The organism is Pseudomonas sp. GL-B-19 (assembly GCF_019956415.1).
GTDB lineage: Bacteria > Pseudomonadota > Gammaproteobacteria > Pseudomonadales > Pseudomonadaceae > Aquipseudomonas.
Genome location: NZ_JAHBDK010000086.1, coordinates 1 through 21,941, shown reverse-complemented (window position 1 = coordinate 21,941; position 21,941 = coordinate 1). Strand labels below are relative to the sequence as shown.

Sequence of the window (21,941 nt, the reverse complement as noted above, 5' to 3'; positions counted from 1 at the left end):
AGATCCCTTGTGGGAGCGAGCCTGCTCGCGAAGACGGTGTATCAGTCAACAGTGATGTTGAATGTGCTGGCCTCTTCGCGAGCAGGCTCGCTCCCACATTGGTTTGTGTCGTGCCAAAAAATATCCACAGGAGCGTGGAAGATGCGTTGGGCGACTTATTTCGCCGTGTTGGCGTCTGTCTTGAGTGTCGGCCTGGCCCTGGGTGTCAGCATGCCGCTGGTATCGTTTCGCCTGGAAAGCTGGGGTTACGGCTCGTTCGCTATCGGCGTGATGGCCGCTATGCCGGCCATTGGCGTCTTGCTGGGGGCGAAGATCTCCAGCCATCTGGCCGCGCGTCTGGGCACGGCCAATCTGATGCGCCTGTGTTTGTGGGCCGGGGCGTTGTCCATCGGTTTGCTGGCGTTGTTGCCGAGTTACCCGATCTGGCTGGTATTGCGGCTGATGATCGGGGTGATCCTGACGCTGGTGTTCATTCTCGGTGAAAGCTGGATCAACCAGCTTGTGGTCGAACAGTGGCGGGGGCGGCTGGTGGCGCTGTATGGCTGCAGCTATGCGCTGAGCCAACTCGCCGGGCCTGTGTTGCTGGGCGTTCTGGGCACTGAACACGATTACGGATTTTGGGTCGGTGTCGGCTTGCTGATGACGGCACCGTTGCTGTTGTTGGGTCGCAGCGGTGCACCCACCAGCGAAGCGAGTGGGGTGACATTCGGCGATTTGTGGGTTTTCTGTCGTGGCCTACCGGCGATTGCCTGGGCGGTGTCGCTGTTCGCCGCGTTCGAGGCGATGATCCTGACCTTGTTGCCGGTGTATTGCCTGCGTCAGGGCTTCACCACGGACATCGCCCTGGCGATGGTCAGTACCGTGGTGGTCGGTGATGCGTTGCTGCAATTGCCGATTGGTGCGCTGGCGGATCGCTTGTCGCGCCGCACGCTGTTCACTGGCTGCGCAGTGGTCTTGCTGCTGTCGAGCCTGGCGATCCCGTTGTTGATCGACACGCTGCTGATCTGGCCGTTGTGGGTGCTGTTTGGCGCCAGTGCGGGCGGTTTGTTCACCTTGTCACTGATCCTGATCGGCGAGCGCTATCGCGACGATGCGCTGGTGCGCGCCAATGCTCATGTCGCGCAGCTATGGGGGATCGGTTGCCTGGTCGGACCGTTGGCGGCGGGGGCGGGTAGCCAATGGATCAGCGGGCATGCGTTGCCGTTGCTGATGGCGGCGGGGGCATTGGGGTTGGTGATTTTGCTGATGCGACAGGGCGCGTTCGGTACGGTTGCCGAACCTGCCTGACACCGACCCCTGTAGGAGTGAGCCTGCTCGCGATGGCGTCGTGCCAGCCAATACAGATGCCGAATGACACACCGCCATCGCGAGCAGGCTCACTCCTACAGAGATTTATATCGTCTGTCAGAGCATCCGCTCCAGGCCGACCGTGGTGCTCATCCATGCGTTGAAACGTCTCCACCAGCTCCCCGGTTCCCTGGTCAGGGTATGTAACTTGCCGTCGTCTTCGGTGACCCACACAACCTGACCATCCTCCAGCTTCGCCTCATAGCTCAGCGTTGGCGCCATGCCCTGCATGGCCAGTTCGCGGACCTGCGCAGCCAGTTCTGGACTGTCCACCAGCACCCCGACTTCGGTGTTCCACAGCACAGAACGCGGATCGAAATTGAACGAGCCAACGAAGGATTTCTGCTGGTCGAAGATCATCGCCTTGCTGTGCAGGCTGGAGTCGGAGCCCTGGTAGGTGGAGCGTCCGAAAAAGTGCGGCCCGCTGCCTCCGCCTTTACCCGGTTGGCGGCGCAGTTCGTACAACTTCACGCCGTGTTCCAGCAGCGCCTTGCGATACGGCGCATAGCCGCCATGTACGGCGGGTACGTCCGTGGCCTCCAGTGAGTTGGTCAGCAAACTCACGGATACCCCGGCATCGGCGCGACCGGTCAGGTACACCAGGCCCGGCTGGCCGGGGACGAAGTAGGCCGAGGTCATGATCAGCTCTTTGCTCACACCGTTGAGCTCGGGTGCCAGTTGCGTCGTCAGCAACAAGTGCGGGTCCGGCTCGCCGTCGGCCAGCACCTTGCTCGGTGCATCCCACAGCGCCTGGTTCCAGGCCCAGATCAACTCTCGACGCCAGATATCCAGCCGTGGGTGCGTCTTGAAGGTCATCAGTTGTTGATACAGCGCATGGTTTTGTTTGCGCGTGTCAGCGAGCGATTCCTCCAGGCGGACTCGGGTGTTTCGCAGGTCCTGGGCCGTTGGTTTGCTGGACAGGAATTGTTCGATCGGCTTGCTCAGCGCGCTGTTCCAGTACTGATCAAAACTGTGCCCGAGTTGTTCGGCTACCGGACCGACGCCGAGCATGTCGATGTCGGTGAAGTTCAGGTTGGGCTCGGCATCGAAATACTCGTCACCCAGATTGCGCCCGCCCACGATCGCCATGCTGTTGTCCGCCAGCCACAGCTTGTTGTGCATGCGTCGGTGTTGCTGTGACAGGTTGAACAGGCGGCCCATGGTGCGTGTCACGCCGGTGCTGCGACCCAGGTGTAACGGGTTGAACACGCGGATCTGGATGTTCGAGTGTGCAGCGAGGGTGGCGATGAGCTGATCTTGGCCATCGCTGGTGGTGTCGTCGAGCAGGACCCTGACGCGCACGCCGCGATGAGCTGCTTTGAGTAGTTCCTCCACCAGCATTCGTGTGCTGATGCCGTCTTGCACGATGTAGTACTGCAAATCGAGGCTGCTTTGCGCGTTGCGGATCAGCTCGGCGCGGGCCGTGAAGGCTTCGGTGCTGTCGGACAGCAGGCGAAAGCCCGACCGGCCCTCATGAGGCGCGGCCTGCGCCTGGACCGACCGGCCAAACGCCGAGTCACTGGCGGGCAGCGCCTGGCTCGGCTGGCGCTGAACATCAACGCTGGCGCAGCCGCTGAGGAACGAGGCGAATAGCAGAAGAGCGAGCAGGGGCTGTCTGACTCTCAAGTGGGATCGTTCCGATTGGCGGCAGGTGTCGGCATATGGACGCTGGTTTCCCGAGAAAAGTCAGTCAGTTTCCGCTAACAGCTTGATCGCCGCCGCACCGACCTTGCGCACCGCTTCTTCGATCTGCGGCGTTGGCTTGGCAGCGTAGTTCATGCGCAGGCAATTGCGGTACTTGCCCGACGCGGAAAAAATGCTGCCGACGGCAATCTGTACGCCTTGATCGTGCAACGCACGATTCAGTTTCAGGGTGTCGAAGCCTTCCGGCAGCTCAACCCACAGCATGAAGCTGCCTTGTGGGCGGCTGGCGCGAGTGCCGGCCGGGAAGTAGCGCGTGACCCAGTCGATCATCACGTCGCGATTACGCTGGTATTGCGTGCGCATCCGCCGCAAATGTGGCTCGAAATGCCCGGCCTTGAGAAATTCGGCAATCGCGATTTGCGGTTGTGGCGCGGTGGAGCCGGTGCTGATGTATTTCATGTGCAGCACGCGTTCCAGATAACGGCCGGGCGCTACCCAGCCGATGCGTAATCCGGGTGCAAGGGTTTTGGAAAACGAACTGCACAGCAGGACTCGGCCGTCTTCGTCGAAGGATTTGATCGTGCGCGGGCGCGGATAGGTGTAGGCCAGTTCGCCATACACATCGTCTTCGATAATCGCCACGTCGAAACGCTGTGCGAGCGTCAACAACGCGCGTTTGCGCGACTCCGGCATGATGTAGCCCAGCGGGTTATTGCAGTTGGGAGTCAGCTGTATGACTTTGATCGGCCACTGCTCCAGCGCCAGTTCCAGCGCATCGAGACTGATGCCGGTGAGCGGGTCGGTGGGAATCTCCAGCGCTTTCATCCCCAGCCCCTTGAGGGTTTGCATGGCGCCGTGAAAGCTCGGTGAGTCCACGGCCACGATGTCCCCCGGCTCGCAGATCGCCCGGATGCTGGTGGACAACGCTTCATGGCACCCGGTCGTGACCACCAGATCGCTGGCGTTCAACTGGCAACCGGAATCGAGCATCAGGCGCGCGATCTGCTCGCGCAGTTCGAGGGTGCCGTGGATATTGTCGTAATACAGACCGGGCATGTCCTGGCGGCGGCTGATACGCGCGAGGTTGCGCAGCAGCGGCTTCATGGTCGGGGTGGTGATGTCCGGCATGCCGCGACCCAGTTGCACCACGTCTTTGCGTGGCACCGCGCGAATCAGTTCCAGCACCTGGTCCCATTGCGAAATATCCACCGGTCGCTGGGCCGGGCGCCCTATGGCCGGCAGCTCCGGCAGTTCGCGACCCATCGGCACGAAGTAGCCCGACTTGGGTTTGGGTGTTGCCAGGCCGCTGTCTTCCAGTACGCGATAGGCCTGCTGCACGGTGCTCAGGCTGACGCCATGTTCGACACTCAGTGCCCGCACCGAGGGCAGTCGGTCACCGGGGCGATAGAAGCCCTGTTCGATACGCGTGCCGAGCAATTCGGCGAGGTTGACGTAAAGGGTCATGGTGCAGTCTCGGTGTGGGTGATTCGGTAAACCAATACAGATCGAGGCAAAAATCAGGATTCAGACGCAGGAACGCAAAATCTGTATGGAATTAATACTCGCTTGTTGAATCTGTAATGCTTTTCGTCGTCCACGCATCATGAAAGCTCTGGCTACCCAAGTAAACAGGAGCAATCAAATGAACGGCTTGAGCGATGTGCGGCTGACGTTACACAGTCAGGAACTGGTGAGAGGGCAAGACAACGGTGCACGTGAGGCGCAGATGCGCAATGCGCCGTCCGGCCTGAGTCGCTGGGGTCTGTTCTGGCATCGTCTGCACACGCGCAAGGCGTTGCTGGCGCTGACGCCGGAGCAGCTCAGGGATGTGGGGCTGACGCGGGAGCAGGCGCGGGAGGAGGGGCTTAAGCCTTTCTGGAGGATCTGATTTTTGTGGTGTTCTTTCGGGCCAATCGCGAGCAGGCTCGCTCCCACATTGGATCTTCAGCGAACACAGATTTGTGAGCACCAAAGATCAACTGTGGGAGCGAGCCTGCTCGCGATGGCGCCAGTACAGGCGCCATCAATCCCTCAGACTAACTCTTTCAGCCGATGCCACAACATCCCCAACGCCAACAACGGCGAACGCAAATGCCTGCCACCCGGAAAGGTGATGTGCGGCACCTTGGCAAACAGATCAAACCCGCCACCCTGCTGCCCACTGATCGCCTCAGCCAGCAACTTGCCCGCCAAATGCGTGGCATTCACCCCATGACCGGAATAGGCCTGGGCGTAATACACATTCGGCTGGTCTTTAAGCCGGCCAATCTGCGGTAGCCGGTTGGCGCCGATGCCGATCATCCCGCCCCATTGATAGTCGATCTTCACCGAGCCCAATTGCGGGAAGACTTCCAGCATCTTCGGGCGCATGTACGCGGCGATGTCTTTCGGATCGCGGCCTGAATAGTGGCAGGCGCCACCAAACAGCAAGCGTCGGTCCGCCGAGAGTCGGTAGTAATCCAGTGCCACCCGCTGATCGCAGACCGCCATGTTCTGCGGCAGAAGGGCGTGCGCCAGTTCTTCGCTCAACGGCTCGGTGGCAATGATGTAGCTGCCTGCCGGCAGCACCTTGCCGCTGAGTTCGGGGTTGAGTTCATTGAGGTAGGCGTTGCAGCCCAATACCAGCGTCTTCGCACGGACCGAGCCTTGGGCCGTGTGGACTTTAATCACCGGGCCATAATCGATTCGGGTGACCGCCGATTGTTCGAACAGTATCGCCCCCATTTCCTGGGCCGCCGCCGCTTCGCCCAGTGCCAGGTTCAGCGGATGCAGATGCCCCGAGCCCATGTCGATCAGGCCGCCGACGTAACGGTCGGAACCCACCACCGAGTGCATTTCATTGGCCTGCAGCAGGCGGGTTTCATAACGGTAACCGAGGCTGCGCAGCTCTTCGGCGTCTTCGGCGAAGCCTTGGAGTTCGCGGGGCTTGTTGGCCAGATCGCAATAACCCCAGGTCAGGTCGCAGGGGATCTGAAAACGCTTGACGCGCTGTCGGACGATTTCCACGGCCTCAAGGCCCATGAGTTTCATCTGGCGCACGCCGTCTGCGCCGATCACCTTCGCGAATTGATCAAGGCCATGACCGACACCCCGAATCAACTGCCCGCCATTGCGCCCGCTGGCGCCCCAGCCGATTTTGTGGGCTTCGAGCAGGATGACGCTCAAACCACGTTCAGCCAGTTCAAGCGCTGTGTTCAGCCCGGAGAACCCGCCGCCGACCACGCACACATCCGCCACCAGATCACCTCTGAGCACCGGATAGTCGGGTTGCGGCAGGCTGCTGGCGGCGTAGTAAGAGGCGATGTGCTGGTGGCTTGGAACGGATTGCTGAGCACCGGCGTTCATGTGCGTGTTCCCGATTCTGGCGTCTGGAAAATTTGACGGAGCATAAGCCGGACCTTCGGATGCGGGCAACATTGGTCGGCTGCTGCTGTATGGATCCGTGCCTTTGCTTCAGAATCGCGCTCTATTCCGCTTTTGGTCACCGCTTCAATGAGCTGCAACAGTCAGAAAATCCGTACGCTACGACAGCAGATCCCCTCGTTCGAGTGTGTGCCCGGCTGCCATGACTGCTGTGGGCCGGTGACCACCTCGCCGGAAGAAATGTCCCGCCTGCCGCGCAAGACTCGCGCCGAGCAGGACGCGGCGATGGATGAGCTCAATTGCGTGCACCTTGGGCCGAACGGCTGCACGGTGTATGACGAGCGCCCGCTGATTTGCCGGTTGTTTGGCACCACCAAGACCTTGCCGTGCCCGAATGGGCGGGGGCCGGTGGAGCTGATTCATCCTCGGGTGGAGAAGCAGATTCATGAGTACATGGCTTCTACCCGGCAGGTGTTGGTCTAGGTAGACCGAGTCGCCTCAATCGCGAGCAGGCTCACTCCTACACTGGATCTGTGTCGTGCACGGAGTCTGTGTCCACTGAAAATCAACTGTAGGAGTGAGCCTGCTCGCGATAGGGCCGGATCAGGCACCACAAATCCTCAATCCGGAATCGGCAAACTCAAGCTCTCCTTGACCTCTTCCATCACGATGTAGCTCTTGGATTCGCGCACATGCGGCAACTTGAGCAGGATATCCCCCAGCAGCTTGCGGTACGAGGCCATCTCGGAAATCCGCGCCTTCACCAGATAGTCGAAATCCCCTGACACCAAGTGGCATTCCAGTACATGGGGTAATTTCAGCACCGCGCGTCGGAACTCTTCGAAAGTATCGCCGGATTTGTAGTCAAGACTGATCTCTACGAACACCAGGAGACTACCCTTCAGGTGCTGCGGATTGAGCCGCGCGTTGTAGCCCATGATGATCCCTTCCCGCTCCAGGCGCCTCACCCGCTCAGTGCACGGCGTGGTGGAGAGCCCGACCTTTTCCCCCAGCTCCGTGAAGGAGATGCGTCCGTCCGCTTGCAGGATCCGCAGGATATTGCGATCGATCTTGTCCAGCTCTCGTTTGGTCTGAGTGTTGGTACGCATAGGGGATGCGCCTCCGTGAAAAGGGTTTTTGCCGAGAATTGTCGCCAAATATAGCTGTTTATATAGTGAAAAACACTGGCGAATCTTTTTTACACTGCGCACATCACTGCTTGAATACAACACACGTCAGCGGTCAGCCGCGATGAGGGATATGAAAATGCGCGTTATGGTCTTGGGTAGCGGCGTCATCGGTACCGCCAGTGCTTACTATCTGGCTCGGGCCGGGTTTGAAGTGGTGGTCGTGGACCGTCAGCCGGCCGCTGCCATGGAGACCAGTTTCGCCAACGCCGGCCAGGTTTCGCCGGGTTATGCCTCGCCGTGGGCTGCGCCGGGCGTGCCGCTCAAGGCCATCAAGTGGCTGTTGCAGCGCCACGCACCGTTGGCGATCAAGGCCACCGCCGACATTGACCAATACCTGTGGATGGCGCAGATGCTGCGCAACTGCACCGCTAGCCGTTACGCGGTGAACAAGGAGCGCATGGTCCGTCTGTCCGAGTACAGCCGTGACTGCCTCGACGAATTGCGCGCCGAAACCGGTATCGCCTACGAAGGCCGTAGCCTCGGCACGACCCAGCTGTTCCGCACCCAGGCTCAACTGGACGGCGCCGCGAAAGACATCGCGGTGCTGAAAGAGTCCGGCGTACCGTTTGAACTGCTCGACCGCGCCGGCATTGCCCGCGTTGAACCGGCGCTGGCCGCCGTCACCGACATCCTCGCCGGTGCCCTGCGCCTGCCAAACGACCAAACCGGCGACTGCCAGATTTTCACCACCCGCTTGGCCGAAATGGCCGTGAAACTGGGTGTGGAATTCCGTTTCGGCCAGGACATTCAGAAGCTCGACTACGCCGGTGATCGCATCAACGGCGTGTGGATCGACGGCAAGCTGGAAACCGCTGACCGCTACGTGCTGGCACTCGGCAGCTACTCCCCGCAATTGCTCAAGCCGCTGGGCATCAAAGCCCCGGTGTACCCGCTCAAGGGTTACTCGCTGACTGTGCCGATCACCAACCCGGCAATGGCCCCGACGTCGACCATTCTCGACGAGACTTACAAGGTCGCGATCACCCGTTTCGACAACCGCATCCGCGTCGGCGGCATGGCTGAAATCGCCGGTTTTGACCTGTCGCTGAACCCGCGTCGGCGCGAAACCCTGGAGATGATCGTCAACGACCTTTATCCTCAGGGCGGCGATCTGGCCCAGGCAAGTTTCTGGACCGGCCTGCGCCCGACTACCCCGGACGGCACGCCGATCGTGGGCGCGACACCGTTCAAGAATCTGTTCCTGAACACCGGTCACGGCACACTCGGCTGGACCATGGCCTGTGGCTCCGGTCGCTTACTGGCTGACCTGATGGCGAAGAAAGCGCCGCAGATCAGCGCCGAAGGCCTCGATATTTCCCGTTATGGCAGCAAGACCCAGGAGTCCGCAAAACATGTCAATCCAGCGCCAGCTCACCAATGAGCGCATGAGTCAGATCGTCAGCCACAACGGCACTGTGTATCTGGCAGGGCAGGTCGGCGATGACATGAGCGCCGGGATTGAACAGCAGACCCGTGAAACCCTTGCCAGCATCGAGCGTTTGCTCGATCAGGCGGGCACCGACAAGAACCACCTGTTGTCGGTGACGATTTACCTGAAAGACATTGATGCACACTTCGAAGGCATGAACGCCGTCTGGGACAAGTGGCTGCCAAAAGGCGTTGCCCCGGCCCGTGCGACCGTTGAGTCGAAGCTGTGCGAACCGGAAATTCTGGTCGAGCTGTCGGTTGTAGCCGCTCTGCCGTAATTGACTCAGCAAGATCCCTCTGCCGGTGCTGTTGGCGGTTCACGCCGCCAGCCAGCGCCGGTTTTTTATTCCCATGACCGCCTAGAAGTCTGCCGCCATGCGTCCAGCCCGTGCCCTGATCGATCTTCAAGCCCTGCGTCACAACTATCGGATCGCCCGTGAAATCACCGGGGCCAAGGCCCTCGCGGTGATCAAGGCCGATGCCTACGGCCATGGCGCGGTGCGTTGCGCACAAGCGCTGGAAGCCGATGCCGACGGCTTTGCCGTGGCCTGTATCGAAGAGGCGTTGGAGCTGCGCGCGGCGGGCATTCGGGCGCCGGTATTGCTGCTGGAAGGGTTCTTCGAAGCCGATGAGTTGGCGCTGATCGTCGAGCACGATTTCTGGTGTGTGGTGCACTCGCTGTGGCAGCTTGAAGCCATTGAAAAGGCCACGCTGAGCAAGCCGATCACCGTCTGGCTCAAGCTCGATTCAGGCATGCACCGCGTCGGTCTGCATCCAAAGGATTATCAGGAGGCCTATCAGCGGCTTCTGGCCAGCGGCAAGGTCGCGAAAGTTGTGCTGATGAGCCACTTCGCCCGGGCCGATGAGCTGCACGAACAGTCCAGTGCTGAGCAGGTCGCGGTTTTTGAAGCCGCGCGTAAAGGTTTGTCGGCGGAAGTCAGCCTGCGCAACTCGCCAGCCGTGTTGGGTTGGCCGCAGATCCCGAGTGATTGGGTTCGCCCTGGCATCATGCTGTATGGCGCGACACCGTTCGAAGAAGCCAACACCGTGGCCGCTCGCCTGCAACCGGTGATGACCCTGGAATCGAAAGTGATTTGCGTGCGTGAACTGCCGGCCGGCGAGCCGATTGGTTACGGCGCCAGGTTCATCACACCCAAGCCGATGCGCGTTGGCGTAGTCGCCATGGGCTATGCCGACGGTTACCCGCGCCACGCGCCGACCGGCACGCCGGTCATGGTCGCTGGGCAACGCAGCCAGTTGATCGGCCGGGTATCGATGGACATGCTCTGCATCGACCTGACCGATGTGCCGCAAGCCGGCCTCGGTTCGACCGTCGAGTTATGGGGTAAAAACATCCTCGCCAGCGACGTGGCGGCGGCAGCGGACACGATTCCTTATCAGATTTTCTGCAATCTGCGCCGGGTGCCACTGCTCTATTCCGAGGGCTGACAGCCAACGGTCCACACCGAAAGTCGCCTCATCCCACAGGATTCAGGTCCAAGTGTTGTAAATACTGAACGCTGTCGCCATGATAACGCTCAATATTCCAACAACCTGAATCCCTGGAGGCGCAAGCATTGGACGTCGGTGAACGACTGCAATCCATCCGTAAGCTCAAAGGCCTTTCGCAGCGTGAGCTCGCCAAGCGCGCGGGTGTCACCAACAGCACGATTTCGATGATCGAGAAGAACAGCGTCAGTCCCTCGATCAGTTCGCTGCGCAAAGTACTGGGCGGGATTCCCATGTCCATGGTCGAGTTCTTTTCTGAAGAAATCCTGCAGGAAAAACCGACGCAGATCGTCTACAAAGCCAACGAGCTGATCGATATTTCCGATGGCGCCGTGACCATGAAACTGGTCGGGCGGGCGCATCCGAGCCGGGCAATCGCTTTCCTCAATGAAATCTACCCGCCAGGCGCCGACACCGGTGACGAGATGCTCACCCATGAGGGCGAGGAAACCGGCATTTTGGTGGAAGGTCGGCTGGAACTGGTGGTCGGGCTGGAAACTTTTGTGCTCGAAGCCGGCGATAGCTACTACTTTGAAAGTACCAAGCCGCACCGTTTCCGAAATCCGTTCGATGCGCCGGCGCGACTAATCAGCGCAGCGACACCGGCGAATTTCTAAGTAAAGAAGGCGCTCTGCCAGTCAGGCCGAGGCCCCCGGTAGTTTTCCACTGTTACATAAGACCCCTTCGAGTTTGGGGTTGTTTCAGTGTGGCGGGCTTACCGCTATACTTGCGCCCGCCTGCGAACCGTGGCCGTAGGCGTGACTAGCCACCATTGAGGGTGAACGCGTGAACCTAATTATGAAAATGCTGGCTGTACCAGCAACCGTATTGGCCCTATGGGCTGTCAGCGCTCAAGCTGCGACGAACGACGATATTGCCAAACGCCTTGAGCCAGTCGGCCAGGTTTGCGTTCAGGGCAAAGAGTGCAAGGGCATGGAAGTTGCTGCCTCTGCTGGCGGTGGTGGCGGTGCCAAAACCCCGGACGAAGTGATTGCTAAACATTGCAACGCTTGCCACGGCAGCGGTCTGTTGGGCGCACCGAAAATCGGTGACGCCGCAGCGTGGGGCGAGCGTGCCAAGAAGGAAGGCGGTGTTGACGGCCTGCTCGCAAAGGCGATCTCCGGCCTCAATGCAATGCCGCCAAAAGGCACCTGCGCCGATTGTGCGGACGCCGAGCTCAAAGGCGCCATCCAGAAGATGTCCGGCCTGAAATAAGCCCAAATCTTCAGCGAAAAAACCGCTTTCGAGCGGTTTTTTTGTGCCTGCGATTTACCCCCAAGACTGTTCATTGCAGCAAAGACCCGGCAAGCTCGGTCCAACCCGAATCACGGAATGTAAGGGAGGATCAGATGGTGCAGCTGTGTTCTATCGAGCAGGCGGTGGATGACGTATTGGCACGGTTGCCGGCGCACATTCACATGGGCTTGCCCCTTGGTCTGGGCAAACCCAACCACTTCGTCAACGCGCTGTACCAGCGCATTGCGCAATCGCCTGAACGGCGGCTGACGATCTATACCGCGCTGTGCCTGGGTCGTCCTGCCTTGGGCGATGGTTTGCAGAAACGCTTTCTTGAGCCCTTTATCGAACGGGTGTTCGGTGACTATCCGGAACTGGATTTTCTGGAGGGCCTGCATAAAGACAATCTGCCGCCGAACATCCACATCCAGCAGTTCTTCATGCAGCCGGGCAGTCTGCTGCATAGTGCATCGGCCCAGCAGGATTACGTCAGCAGCAACTACAGCCACGCCGCGCGGGACATCAACGCCGCCGGTTTGAACCTGGTCGCACAGCTGGTGGCCAGCCATCCCGAGCACGCGGATCGCCTGAGCCTGAGCTGCAACCCGGACATCACCCTCGACCTGTTCCCGATGATCGCCAAACGCCGAGCGGCGGGGGAGACAATCCTGCTGGTGGGCCAGGTACACAACGACTTGCCCTACATGCCCGGCGACGCCGAAATCGGCATCGATACCTTCGACCTTCTGATCGACGAAAAAGACAGCACCACGCTGTTTTCCACGCCGAACATGCCGGTGGGCTTCCAGGACCACTTCATCGGCCTGCACGCCAGTGCGCTGGTGCGCGATGGCGGCACCTTGCAAATCGGCATCGGAGCCATAGGCGATGCGCTGACCGCTGCGTTGCTGGCGCGGCAAGACGACAATGTCGGATACAAGGCGTTGCTGGCGGACGTGAATCTCAGCCAGTGGGCGCAGTTGATCGACCGCGAAGGCGGCCTCGAGCCGTTCGCCAAAGGCCTGTACGGTTGCAGTGAAATGTTCGTCAACGGCTTGCTGGTACTGGTCGATGCCGGGATCGTGCGGCGCAAGGTCTACCCGGATGTGCCGACTCAGCAACAGGCGAACGCCGGCACCCTCGATGAAGCCGCGCAAACTGATGGCATCTCGGTCCACGGCGGTTTCTTCCTTGGGCCCCGCAGTTTCTACGAGCGCCTGCGTGAGCTGCCGCAAAGCAAGCGTCTTGAGTTCAACATGACCCGCATCAGCTACATCAACGAGCTGTACGGTCAGGAAGAGCTCAAACGCTTGCAGCGCCGCGATGCGCGCTTCATCAACACCGTGTTCACCATGACCTTACTGGGTGCCGGCGTGGCCGATCAGCTTGAAGACGGGCGGGTACTCAGCGGTGTGGGCGGGCAGTACAACTTCGTCGCCCAAGGCCATGCGCTGGAAGGCGCGCGGTCGGTGCTGTTGCTGCGTAGCTGGCGAGAGTCGGGAGGGCAGGTCAGCTCGAACATTGTCTGGGAGTATGGCCACTGCACGATCCCAAGGCATCTGCGGGACATTGTGGTCACCGAATACGGCATCGCCGACTTGCGTGGCAAGACCGATGTGGCGGTGATCGAGGCGTTGCTCAATATCAGCGATTCGCGGTTTCAGTCGGGGTTGATCGAGCAGGCACAGAGTGTGGGTAAGCTGCCGAAGGGTTTCCGCATCGATCCACGTTTCGCCGATAACAGTCCGGAACGTTTACAGGCGATTCAGGCGCGGCACCCGAACCAGTTTCCGGAATATCCGCTGGGCTGTGATTTCACCGAGGTGGAACGCGACGTGTTGCGGGCGCTGAACTGGCTGAAGAGCAAGTTCAAACTGACGGAGATTCTGGAGTTGGGGAAAGCAGCGCTGGATGCGCCAGAGGCTTCGATGTTTCCAGAGCATTTGGAGCGGATGCAGCTGACCAACCCGGACGGGTTGAAGGAAGATTTGTTGCAGCGGCTACTGCTCACCGGCCTCAAAGCCACCACGCAATAACAGCCACCACCAAACCTTGTAGGAGCCGAGCTTGCTCGCGATGGCGGCCGGACAGTCGACATTAATGTTGAATGTTATGGCCTCATCGCGAGCAAGCTCGGCTCCTACAGGTTAGGTGGTGTGGCTTTATTCAATGAAGGTCACGACGCCGTTAGCCAGCGATTGCACGCGAGCCAACGATTCCACGCGATAACCCTGCGCATCCAGTTCTGCACGCCCACCCTGGAACGACTTCTCGATCACGATACCCAAACCTGCCACGGTCGCGCCGGCCTGTTTGATGATCGAGATCAGCGCCTGCGACGCCTTACCGTTGGCCAGAAAGTCATCGATGATCAGCACGCGGTCGCTGCTGGTCAGGTGGCGCGGGGAGATCGCCACGGTGCTTTCGGTCTGCTTGGTGAACGAGTAAACGGTCGCCGACAGCAGGTTTTCAGTCAGGGTCAGGGACTGGTGCTTGCGGGCGAAGATCACCGGCACGCCGAGGTTCAGGCCGGTCATGATCGCCGGAGCGATGCCCGAGGCTTCGATGGTGACGATCTTGGTGATACCCGAGTCCTTGAACAGCGTGGCGAATTCGTCGCCGATCAGCTTCATCAGGGCCGGGTCTATCTGGTGGTTCAGAAAGGCGTCGACCTTCAGGACCTGATCGGAAAGCACGATGCCTTCTTCGCGGATTTTCTTGTGCAGTGCTTCCATGAAGCTTTCCTCTACTGGCGCCGAATGCGCCTAGCTTGTAAAAAGTGTTCGGTTAAAAATGCTTTGATTAAAAAGTGTGCAATTCTAGCGCTTTAACATCGCGCGTATATCCGCCAATGCGGTATTTCCGCGAACGGCTTTGACTTCGACGGGCGTGTCGTCGTTGCCTTCCCAGGCCAGATCGTCCGGCGGCAGCTCATCCAGGAAGCGGCTTGGCGCGCAATCGATGATTTCGCCGTACTGCTTACGCTTGGCAGCGAAAGTGAAGGCCAGGGTCTGGCGAGCGCGGGTAATTCCGACGTAGGCCAGGCGGCGTTCTTCCTCGATGGTGTCGGCTTCGATGCTGGAACGGTGCGGGAGGATTTCCTCTTCCATGCCCATGATGAACACGTAGGGGAATTCCAGACCCTTGGAGGCGTGCAAGGTCATCATCTGCACACCTTCGGCGCCGTCTTCCTCTTCCTGCTGACGTTCCAGCATGTCGCGCAGCACGAGTTTGCCGATGGCGTCTTCGACGGTCATCTCGCCTTCTTCGTCTTTCTCCAGGGTGTTTTTCAGCGCCTCGATCAGAAACCAGACGTTACCCATGCGGTAATCAGCCGCCTTGTCGCTGGAGCTGTTGGTGCGCAGCCAGTTCTCGTAGTCGATGTCCATGACCATGCTACGTAGCGCCGAGATCGGGTCTTCGCCGGCGCATTGCTCGCGCACCTTGTCCATAAAGCGTTTGAAACGCGACAGGCGATCGGTAAAGCGCGTGTCCAGATGCTCGCCCAGACCGATTTCGTCGGTGGCGGCGTACATCGAGATTTTGCGTTCGGTGGCGTAGTTGCCGAGCTTTTCCAGGGTGGTCGAGCCGATTTCCCGGCGTGGAACGTTGATCACCCGCAGGAAAGCGTTGTCGTCGTCCGGGTTCACGATCAGGCGGAAGTAGGCCATCAGGTCTTTCACTTCCTGACGCCCGAAAAAGCTGTTGCCGCCGGACAGGCGATACGGAATCTGGTGATGTTGCAGCTTCAGCTCGATCAGCTTGGCCTGGTAGTTACCGCGATACAGGATCGCGAAATCGCTGTACGGCCGGTCCGTGCGCAAATGCAGGGTCAGCAGTTCCACGGCCACGCGCTCGGCTTCGGCGTCTTCGTTGCGGCAGCGGATCACGCGGATCTCGTCGCCGTGGCCCATCTCACTCCACAGCTGCTTTTCGAATTCGTGCGGGTTGTTCGAGATCAGCACGTTCGCGCAACGCAGGATGCGGCTGGTGGAGCGGTAGTTTTGCTCCAGCATGACGACTTTCAGCGATGGATAGTCGTCCTTGAGCAGCATCAGGTTTTCCGGGCGCGCTCCACGCCAGGCGTAGATCGACTGGTCATCGTCGCCGACCACGGTGAACTGGTTGCGTATGCCGATCAGCAATTTCACCAGCAAATACTGGCTGGCGTTGGTGTCCTGATATTCGTCCACCAGCAGGTAGCGGACTTTGTTCTGCCACTTTTCGAGGATGTCGGCGTGTTCCTGGAACAGCTTCACCGGCAGCAGGATCAGGTCATCGAAGTCCACCGCGTTGAACGCCTTGAGCGTGCGTTGGTAGTGGGTGTAGACGATGGCGGCGGTCTGTTCCTTGGGGTTGCGCGCATTTTCCAGGGCTTCGGCGGGCAGGATCAGGTCGTTTTTCCACGAGCCGATCATGTTCTTGATCTCGTCGACGCCGTCGTCGCCTGCGTATTCCTTCTGCATGATGTCGGTCATCAAGGCTTTGACGTCGGTCTCGTCAAAGATCGAGAAGCCCGGTTTGTAGCCCAGCCGCACGTGTTCCTTGCGGATGATGTTCAGGCCCAGGTTGTGGAAGGTGCATACCGTCAGGCCACGGCCTTCGCCGCCCTTGAGCAGGGTGCCGACCCGTTCCTTCATTTCGCGCGCGGCCTTGTTGGTAAAGGTCATGGCGACAATGTACTGGGCGCGGATGCCGCAACTCTGGATCAGGTGCGCGATTTTGCGCGTGATCACACTGGTCTTGCCGGAGCCTGCGCCTGCGAGCACCAAAAGAGGGCCGCCGACGTAGCTCACGGCTTCTTGCTGCCGGGGATTGAGTCGGGACATACAGAATTCAGGGAGTCGTTTGTGAAATGGGCCGGCATTTTAACAGGCTCAGCGAATTGTGCTGCTCTGTCCGACTTGTGACGTAACACGCTTTCTCTAATTGCCGGTTTTGATACTTTCAAGCAGGATGCGCGGTGAATGTGCGGCTAATGTTCAGATTCCAGACACAAAGCCGCGCTTGATAACTGATGTCATTTGGACATTGGTTACCGGCGCGGCATAATGCCTGTCGCCTACATCCTTGCAGAGTCTAGGGAGCTAGCTTGTCTACGCCTGTCGAACCCTTGCGTTTGCTGCTACTGGCCGAAGAGCCAGCGTGGGTAGCGTTGTTGCGTGAGTGTCTGGCTCCGATGGGGAGCTCGGCCGTGCTTATCAGTGCGCCGAGCTGGGAGTCGGTCAGCAATTTGTTCGATGACAACCGCAACGCGGTGTTGTTGACTGTTCCTGCACTTCAGCCGCTACCTGGCCGTTGCAGCTTGCCGACGGTGTTGTTGGTCGAACACGAGCCACCGGTGACGCCCGATGGTGTGAGTGACTGGCTGGTGCGTGATCTGCTCGATGCCGGCATGCTGCGCCGTTGCCTGCGGCATGTGCGTGAGCGAGGCCTGCTGGAAAACACCTTACAGCGCCTGGCGGAGCAAGATCCGTTGACCGGTATCGCCAACCGCCAGGGTTTTCAGACTTTGCTGGCAGCGCGTCTGGCGGAAAGCGATGGCCGCGGCCTGGCCCTCGGTCACCTTGATCTCGACAACTTCCGTCACGCCAACGATGCCCTCGGACATCAGGCCGGCGACCGCTTGATCCTGCAAGTGGTCGCGCGGTTGAAAAGCCAGCTTGAGGCCGGCGATCAACTGGCGCGCCTGGGCAGTGATGAATTCGCCTTGCTGATCGACACCCGCCGTGCGCCTCAGCGCGCCGAGTGGATGGCCGAGCGCATTACCGAAGCACTGGCCGAACCGTACTGGGTCGACGGCGAAAGCCTGTTGATCGGTTCCAGCCTGGGCATTGCCCACGCCCGGGCCCGGGCCGGTGCCGACCCGCTGATGTGGCACGCGCACATCGCCATGCAGCAAGCCAAGAGCACCCAAGGCTGCACCTTTCACATCTTCAACGAACGCATCAACCGCAACGCCCGCAGCATGGCCGACCTTGAAAGCGAGCTGCGCCGGGCCTTGCGCCGTGACGAACTGGAACTGCATTACCAGCCCCGCCTGAACCTTGCTGACGGCCAGATCGTTGGCCTCGAAGCGTTGGTGCGCTGGCGTCATGCCGAGCGCGGTTTGCTGCCACCGAGCGAATTCGTACCGCTGGCCGAGCAAAGCGGTTTGATCGTGCCGCTGGGTTACTGGGTGATTTCCCGGGCGCTGCGGGACATGCAAGCCTTGCGCGAACAGGGTTTGCCGGCGTTGCACATGGCGATCAACCTGTCATTCCGGCAGTTTCAGGACAGCCAGTTGCTCTCCACCTTGAGCCGGCTGATTGCCGAACGCGGCGTCGAAGCGCAGTGGCTGGAGTTCGAACTGACCGAAACCGCCGTGATGCGCCGCAGCGATCTGGTCAAGCAAACCATGGACGCCCTCGGACGCCTGGGCGTGCGCTTCTCGCTGGATGACTTCGGCACTGGGTTCTCTTCCTTCGTGCACCTCAACAGCCTGCCGATCGCCTTGCTCAAGGTCGACAAGAGCTTTGTCGGCGGCATGGAAGAACGTGAAGAGAATCGCAAACTGGTCCACGCGATGATCAACCTGGCGCACAACCTCAATCTTGAGGTCGTCGCTGAAGGGGTGGAAACAGCGGAACAGCTGGAGTTGTTGCGCGGGTTTGGCTGCGATCAGGTGCAGGGTTACTTGATCAGCAAGCCGTTGCCGCTGGCGGAGCTGGTTGAGTATCTGACCTTCGACAGCAACCAGCAGCCATTGATGGATGTGGTGAATTAACCACAAACCCCTGTGGGAGCGAGCCTGCTCGCGATAGCGGTGTATCAGTCAACATAGTGATTAACTGACAGACCGCAATCGCGAGCAGGCTCGCCCCCACAGGGGGATTTCACTCGGGCTGAGCGATCTTGAAACCTTGAGATTGAGGCTCCTGTCGAATCATCCGTTTCATCTTCCATTCAAACGCCAGCGTCAAACTCACCGCCGCGCACGCCAGTCCCAGCGCCAACCCCCACCAGACGCCCGTCGGCCCCCAGTGCATATGAAAGGCCATCCACCATGCGGCCGGTGCGCCAATCAGCCAATAGCAACCCAAACCGACCAGGAATGTGGTCTTGGCATCCTTGAGTCCACGTATGCAGCCCATGGCGATGGTTTGCGTGCCGTCGAACAGCTCGAACCAGGCCGCCACCGCCAGCAGGCTCACCGCCAGTTCAATGACGGGGCGGAACGCCGGGTCGTTGTGGTCCAGGAACAGGCCGATCAACTGATTTGGCAGCAGCCAGAAGACCATCGCGAAACCCAGCATCGCCGCCGCGCCGAAGGCAATGCCGACCCGTCCGGCCAGTCGCGCATCGAGCAATTGCCCGGCGCCATAGTGCTGGCCGATACGCATCGTGATCGCGTAAGAAAGCCCCGCCGGAATCATGAACGCGACCGATACGATTTGCAGGGCGATCTGGTGCGCCGCCAACTGCGTGCTGCCCATGGTGCCCATGCACAGCGCAGCGAACGCAAACAGCCCGACTTCCACCGCGTACGTGCCGCCAATCGGCAGGCCAAGACGCCACAGCTCTTTCAAGTACTGGCGGTTTGGCCGCGACAGACCCTGGCGCAAGGGATACGTGTCATACGCCGGATGCCGACGAATGTGCAGCGCCAGCGCGACCGCCATCAGGTTGGCGACAATCGCCGTCACCAGCCCGATGCCCATCAAGCCCAATTTCGGCAGGCCGAACATCCCGGTGATCAACGCATAGTTGAGCAGGAAGTTGGCCACCGTGCCGCCGAGGCTGATTACCATGACCGGTGTTGCGCGGCCAATTGCGCTGGTGAAACCGCGCAGGGCCATGAAACTCAGGTAACCGGGCAGGGCGAACGGCAGGATCAGCAGAAACTGCCCGGCCGCGTGGACGTTGCTTTCCGTCTGGCCGAACAGCAGCAGCACGGGTTTGAGGTTCCACAGCAGCAGCCCGGCCACCAGCGCCATCAACCACGCCAGCCACAATCCGGCCTGGGTCAGTCGCGCCGCGCCAACGATGTCGCCCGCGCCCTGACGGATCGCCACCAAGGTGCCGACGGCGGCGATGACGCCAATGCAGAAAATCGACACGAACGAGTAAGTCGCCGCACCCAGGCCGCCACCGGCCAATGCTTCGGGGCTCAAGCGCGCCATCATCAAGGTGTCGGTGAGGACCATCAGCATGTGCGCCAACTGCGAGGCAATCAACGGCCCCGCCAGCCGCAGGATGGCCCAGAGTTCAATACGCGCTGGATGCTTCATGGTCATCACGCTCGATTATCAAAGAGAACAGGAAAGCGTCGATTCTCGGCGCTTCACGGGGTTTGCACAAAGGGATAAAAAGGATGGGTAGCATGAGTCAGACTCATGCTGGGGAGTTTCTGGTACGGTAGCCGGATTGCGCTATAGGAGCTTTCCTCATGTCTCGTCGTCTTCCTCCCTTATATGCCTTGCGCGCATTTGAAGCGGCGGCGCGGCATAGCTCGTTTACCCGCGCCGCCGAAGAATTGTCGATCACCCAGAGTGCCGTCAGCCGACACATTCGTACGCTTGAAGAGCATTTTGCCTGTCGGTTGTTTCACCGCAGCGGGCGCAACTTGCAACTCACCGAGTCGGCGCGGCTGATCCTGCCGGGCATTCGTGACGGTTTCACCGCCCTGGAGCGCGCCTGCAATACCTTGCGCGCCGAAGACGACATCCTGCGCATGAAAGCGCCGTCGACGTTGACCATGCGCTGGTTGCTGGCGCGGCTCAGCCGTTTTCGGCACCTGCAACCGGGCAATGAAGTGCAACTGACCAGCGCCTGGATGGACATCGACTCGGTGGACTTCAATCAGGAGCCGTTCGATTGCGCCGTGATCCTCAGCAGCGGGCATTTTCCGCCGGACTGGGAGGCCACGCTGCTGTTCCCCGAGGAGCTGATTCCCGTAGGCGCGCCGAATCTGCTGAACGATCAGCCGTGGGACGTCGCGCGCCTGGCCAGCACCGAACTGCTGCACCCAACGCCCGATCGCCGCGACTGGCGCAGTTGGCTGGAGCGCATGGGCCTGACCGATCAGGTCTCGCTCAAAGGCGGTCAGGTGTTCGACACGCTGGAGTTGGGCATGATCGCCGCCGCCCGAGGCTATGGCGTGTCCATGGGCGATTTGTTGATGGTGGCGGAGGATGTTGCGCAGGGACGCCTGAGTTTGCCGTGGCCGACGGCGGTCGCCAGCGGTGAGAATTATTACCTGGTCTGGCCGAAAACCCGCCCCGGAGGTGAACGTTTGCGCCGCCTCAGCGATTTCCTCTTGGGTGAGGTTCGGGCCATGGAGTTACCGGCGGTCGAGCACCTGCGCTGACTCTGTGGAAAGCCTGGCGGCGGACTTACGGCATGAGGTTGGCCGGTTTTGTTGAGGCGTTGCTGAAATCGCCTTCGCGAGCAGGCTCGCTCCCACACTGAATTTGTGATCGACACAAACCTTGTGGGAGCGAGCCTGCTCGCGAATGGGCTCACCTCAATTCAGGATCTATCCCAAGCTAGTCGCACTTGGCACTGCTGGACACTTCCTTGCTCGCCTGTTTCAACAGGCTGCCCAGTTCAGCCGCATTGGTGCTGTTGTAAACCCGGCCACCGGTGTTTTCAGCGATGCAGCGTGACGTGCCGCCAACACCGATTTTCACCACATTGACCCGCAGCCGCGGTTGTTCCCTGGCGATTCGACGGGATACCGCGCAAACGTCCTGCCCGCAACCGTCTTCACCGTCGACAAACATCACGATAACCGCATCGTTATTACGCCCGTCGACGGTACTCGCCGCGCGGGCCAGGCTGTCCGCCAGCGGTGTGCCGTCGTCGGGAACCAGACCTCGAATCCCGTTGATCAGCCGCGGGCGATCGCCGAGCTTGAACACACCCCGGTCCGGCGTTCTTTCGCAGCCGGCGAAGGTGATCAGGCGTGTGTCGATCTTCGGGTCCAGCCCGTTGATCATGCCGGCCAGCGAGTCCTTGGCGACGTCCATGCGGCTGGGTTTGGCGGTGAGCCGCATGTAGCGATTCGGGTCCAGGAGCTTGTTGAGGTCACCACCACCGTAAAACCAGTCCTCGTCGGCTTTCACTGACTTGATGTTCAGGTTCATCGAACCCGAGGTGTCGAGCACCACCACGAATTGCGGGACCTCTGCGGGTGGCGCATTTTTACGGCATGCGAAGTTGACCTGTCTCGTATACACATCT

19 protein-coding genes are annotated in these 21,941 nt (G+C 60.2%); 11 read left to right on the top strand and 8 right to left on the bottom strand.

Features of this window, described 5'->3' with window-relative positions; translation table 11 throughout:
• Window positions 1-141 precede the first annotated feature (141 nt).
• Complete coding sequence (locus KGB06_RS26815; protein WP_223521196.1) at window positions 142-1,287, top strand: MFS transporter; 1,146 nt, start codon at window positions 142-144, stop codon at window positions 1,285-1,287.
• Between the two features lie 117 nt (window positions 1,288-1,404).
• On the opposite strand, the gene KGB06_RS26810 is transcribed toward KGB06_RS26815, so the two are convergent.
• Together KGB06_RS26810 and KGB06_RS26805 are read right to left on the bottom strand one after the other, a co-directional pair.
• Window positions 1,405-2,973, bottom strand: a complete 1,569-nt coding sequence (locus KGB06_RS26810; protein ID WP_223521195.1) for a phospholipase D family protein — start codon at window positions 2,971-2,973, stop codon at window positions 1,405-1,407.
• Between the two features lie 60 nt (window positions 2,974-3,033).
• Window positions 3,034-4,455: a PLP-dependent aminotransferase family protein gene (locus KGB06_RS26805; protein ID WP_223521194.1), complete on the bottom strand. Its 1,422-nt coding sequence runs from the start codon at window positions 4,453-4,455 to the stop codon at window positions 3,034-3,036.
• 178 nt (window positions 4,456-4,633) lie between these two features.
• Here KGB06_RS26805 and KGB06_RS26800 point away from each other — a divergent pair, with 178 nt between their 5' ends.
• Window positions 4,634-4,879: a DUF1127 domain-containing protein gene (locus tag KGB06_RS26800; protein WP_223521193.1), complete on the top strand. Its 246-nt coding sequence runs from the start codon at window positions 4,634-4,636 to the stop codon at window positions 4,877-4,879.
• Between the two features lie 143 nt (window positions 4,880-5,022).
• Here KGB06_RS26800 and KGB06_RS26795 read toward each other — a convergent pair whose 3' ends face one another.
• Window positions 5,023-6,336: an NAD(P)/FAD-dependent oxidoreductase gene (locus tag KGB06_RS26795; RefSeq protein ID WP_223521192.1), complete on the bottom strand. Its 1,314-nt coding sequence runs from the start codon at window positions 6,334-6,336 to the stop codon at window positions 5,023-5,025.
• A gap of 147 nt (window positions 6,337-6,483) precedes the next feature.
• On the opposite strand from KGB06_RS26795, the gene KGB06_RS26790 reads away from it, so the two are divergent.
• Window positions 6,484-6,837: a YkgJ family cysteine cluster protein gene (locus KGB06_RS26790; protein WP_007947437.1), complete on the top strand. Its 354-nt coding sequence runs from the start codon at window positions 6,484-6,486 to the stop codon at window positions 6,835-6,837.
• A gap of 137 nt (window positions 6,838-6,974) precedes the next feature.
• Here KGB06_RS26790 and KGB06_RS26785 read toward each other — a convergent pair whose 3' ends face one another.
• Window positions 6,975-7,463 (bottom strand): Lrp/AsnC ligand binding domain-containing protein, encoded by a 489-nt coding sequence (locus KGB06_RS26785; RefSeq protein WP_003177284.1) that lies wholly within the window; start codon window positions 7,461-7,463, stop codon window positions 6,975-6,977.
• Window positions 7,464-7,620: 157 nt separating this feature from the next.
• On the opposite strand from KGB06_RS26785, the gene dadA reads away from it, so the two are divergent.
• The 6 genes from dadA (at window position 7,621) to KGB06_RS26755 (ending at window position 13,753) form a co-directional block, all read left to right on the top strand.
• Complete coding sequence (dadA, locus tag KGB06_RS26780) at window positions 7,621-8,925, top strand: D-amino acid dehydrogenase (protein WP_223521191.1); 1,305 nt, start codon at window positions 7,621-7,623, stop codon at window positions 8,923-8,925.
• The gene (locus KGB06_RS26775; protein ID WP_223521189.1) at window positions 8,897-9,250 is read left to right on the top strand and encodes a RidA family protein; all 354 of its coding nucleotides are present in this window, start codon (window positions 8,897-8,899) and stop codon (window positions 9,248-9,250) included. Before dadA ends, KGB06_RS26775 begins: the two co-directional genes overlap by 29 nt.
• A gap of 97 nt (window positions 9,251-9,347) precedes the next feature.
• Window positions 9,348-10,421, top strand: coding sequence for an alanine racemase (gene alr / locus KGB06_RS26770; RefSeq protein WP_223521187.1), 1,074 nt, complete (start codon window positions 9,348-9,350; stop codon window positions 10,419-10,421).
• Window positions 10,422-10,549: 128 nt separating this feature from the next.
• The gene (locus tag KGB06_RS26765) at window positions 10,550-11,098 is read left to right on the top strand and encodes a cupin domain-containing protein (RefSeq protein ID WP_007947433.1); all 549 of its coding nucleotides are present in this window, start codon (window positions 10,550-10,552) and stop codon (window positions 11,096-11,098) included.
• 181 nt (window positions 11,099-11,279) lie between these two features.
• Entirely contained in the window at window positions 11,280-11,696 is a 417-nt protein-coding gene (locus KGB06_RS26760) for a c-type cytochrome (protein WP_223521383.1), read from the top strand.
• 134 nt (window positions 11,697-11,830) lie between these two features.
• Window positions 11,831-13,753, top strand: a complete 1,923-nt coding sequence (locus KGB06_RS26755) for an acetyl-CoA hydrolase/transferase C-terminal domain-containing protein (protein ID WP_223521185.1) — start codon at window positions 11,831-11,833, stop codon at window positions 13,751-13,753.
• 126 nt (window positions 13,754-13,879) lie between these two features.
• Here KGB06_RS26755 and KGB06_RS26750 read toward each other — a convergent pair whose 3' ends face one another.
• Together KGB06_RS26750 and rep are read right to left on the bottom strand one after the other, a co-directional pair.
• Entirely contained in the window at window positions 13,880-14,452 is a 573-nt protein-coding gene (locus KGB06_RS26750) for a xanthine phosphoribosyltransferase (RefSeq protein WP_223521183.1), read from the bottom strand.
• 84 nt (window positions 14,453-14,536) lie between these two features.
• Window positions 14,537-16,546 carry a DNA helicase Rep gene (gene rep, locus KGB06_RS26745; RefSeq protein ID WP_223521182.1) on the bottom strand — a complete coding sequence of 670 codons (2,010 nt, stop codon included), beginning with the start codon at window positions 16,544-16,546 and terminating at the stop codon, window positions 14,537-14,539.
• 263 nt (window positions 16,547-16,809) lie between these two features.
• Between rep and KGB06_RS26740 the strand changes: the two genes are divergently transcribed.
• A complete protein-coding gene (locus KGB06_RS26740; RefSeq protein WP_223521180.1) occupies window positions 16,810-18,483 on the top strand; it encodes a putative bifunctional diguanylate cyclase/phosphodiesterase in 1,674 nt (557 codons plus the stop codon).
• 109 nt (window positions 18,484-18,592) lie between these two features.
• Here KGB06_RS26740 and KGB06_RS26735 read toward each other — a convergent pair whose 3' ends face one another.
• Window positions 18,593-19,987, bottom strand: a complete 1,395-nt coding sequence (locus KGB06_RS26735; protein ID WP_223521178.1) for a NorM family multidrug efflux MATE transporter — start codon at window positions 19,985-19,987, stop codon at window positions 18,593-18,595.
• A 158-nt stretch (window positions 19,988-20,145) separates the two neighbouring features.
• Here KGB06_RS26735 and KGB06_RS26730 point away from each other — a divergent pair, with 158 nt between their 5' ends.
• On the top strand, window positions 20,146-21,066 hold the full coding sequence (locus KGB06_RS26730; RefSeq protein WP_223521176.1) for a LysR substrate-binding domain-containing protein: 921 nt from the start codon (window positions 20,146-20,148) through the stop codon (window positions 21,064-21,066).
• Between the two features lie 178 nt (window positions 21,067-21,244).
• Here KGB06_RS26730 and KGB06_RS26725 read toward each other — a convergent pair.
• Window positions 21,245-21,941 (bottom strand): vWA domain-containing protein (locus tag KGB06_RS26725; protein WP_223521174.1); only part of this gene is annotated, 697 nt, incomplete at its 5' end.

Bases quoted from the DNA above. Each gene is read 5' to 3' on its own strand.
- KGB06_RS26775 (WP_223521189.1), top strand. From the start codon at position 8,897: ATGTCAATCCAGCGCCAGCTCACCAATGAGCGCATGAGTCAGATCGTC.
- KGB06_RS26790 (WP_007947437.1), top strand. From the start codon at position 6,484: ATGAGCTGCAACAGTCAGAAAATCCGTACGCTACGACAGCAGATCCCC.
- rep (WP_223521182.1), bottom strand. From the start codon at position 16,546: ATGTCCCGACTCAATCCCCGGCAGCAAGAAGCCGTGAGCTACGTCGGC.
- dadA (WP_223521191.1), top strand. From the start codon at position 7,621: ATGCGCGTTATGGTCTTGGGTAGCGGCGTCATCGGTACCGCCAGTGCT.
- KGB06_RS26755 (WP_223521185.1), top strand. From the start codon at position 11,831: ATGGTGCAGCTGTGTTCTATCGAGCAGGCGGTGGATGACGTATTGGCA.
- KGB06_RS26785 (WP_003177284.1), bottom strand. From the start codon at position 7,463: ATGCGTACCAACACTCAGACCAAACGAGAGCTGGACAAGATCGATCGC.
- KGB06_RS26805 (WP_223521194.1), bottom strand. From the start codon at position 4,455: ATGACCCTTTACGTCAACCTCGCCGAATTGCTCGGCACGCGTATCGAA.
- KGB06_RS26750 (WP_223521183.1), bottom strand. From the start codon at position 14,452: ATGGAAGCACTGCACAAGAAAATCCGCGAAGAAGGCATCGTGCTTTCC.
- KGB06_RS26815 (WP_223521196.1), top strand. From the start codon at position 142: ATGCGTTGGGCGACTTATTTCGCCGTGTTGGCGTCTGTCTTGAGTGTC.
- KGB06_RS26730 (WP_223521176.1), top strand. From the start codon at position 20,146: ATGTCTCGTCGTCTTCCTCCCTTATATGCCTTGCGCGCATTTGAAGCG.
- KGB06_RS26760 (WP_223521383.1), top strand. From the start codon at position 11,280: ATGAAAATGCTGGCTGTACCAGCAACCGTATTGGCCCTATGGGCTGTC.
- KGB06_RS26800 (WP_223521193.1), top strand. From the start codon at position 4,634: ATGAACGGCTTGAGCGATGTGCGGCTGACGTTACACAGTCAGGAACTG.
- KGB06_RS26795 (WP_223521192.1), bottom strand. From the start codon at position 6,336: ATGAACGCCGGTGCTCAGCAATCCGTTCCAAGCCACCAGCACATCGCC.
- KGB06_RS26735 (WP_223521178.1), bottom strand. From the start codon at position 19,987: ATGAAGCATCCAGCGCGTATTGAACTCTGGGCCATCCTGCGGCTGGCG.
- alr (WP_223521187.1), top strand. From the start codon at position 9,348: ATGCGTCCAGCCCGTGCCCTGATCGATCTTCAAGCCCTGCGTCACAAC.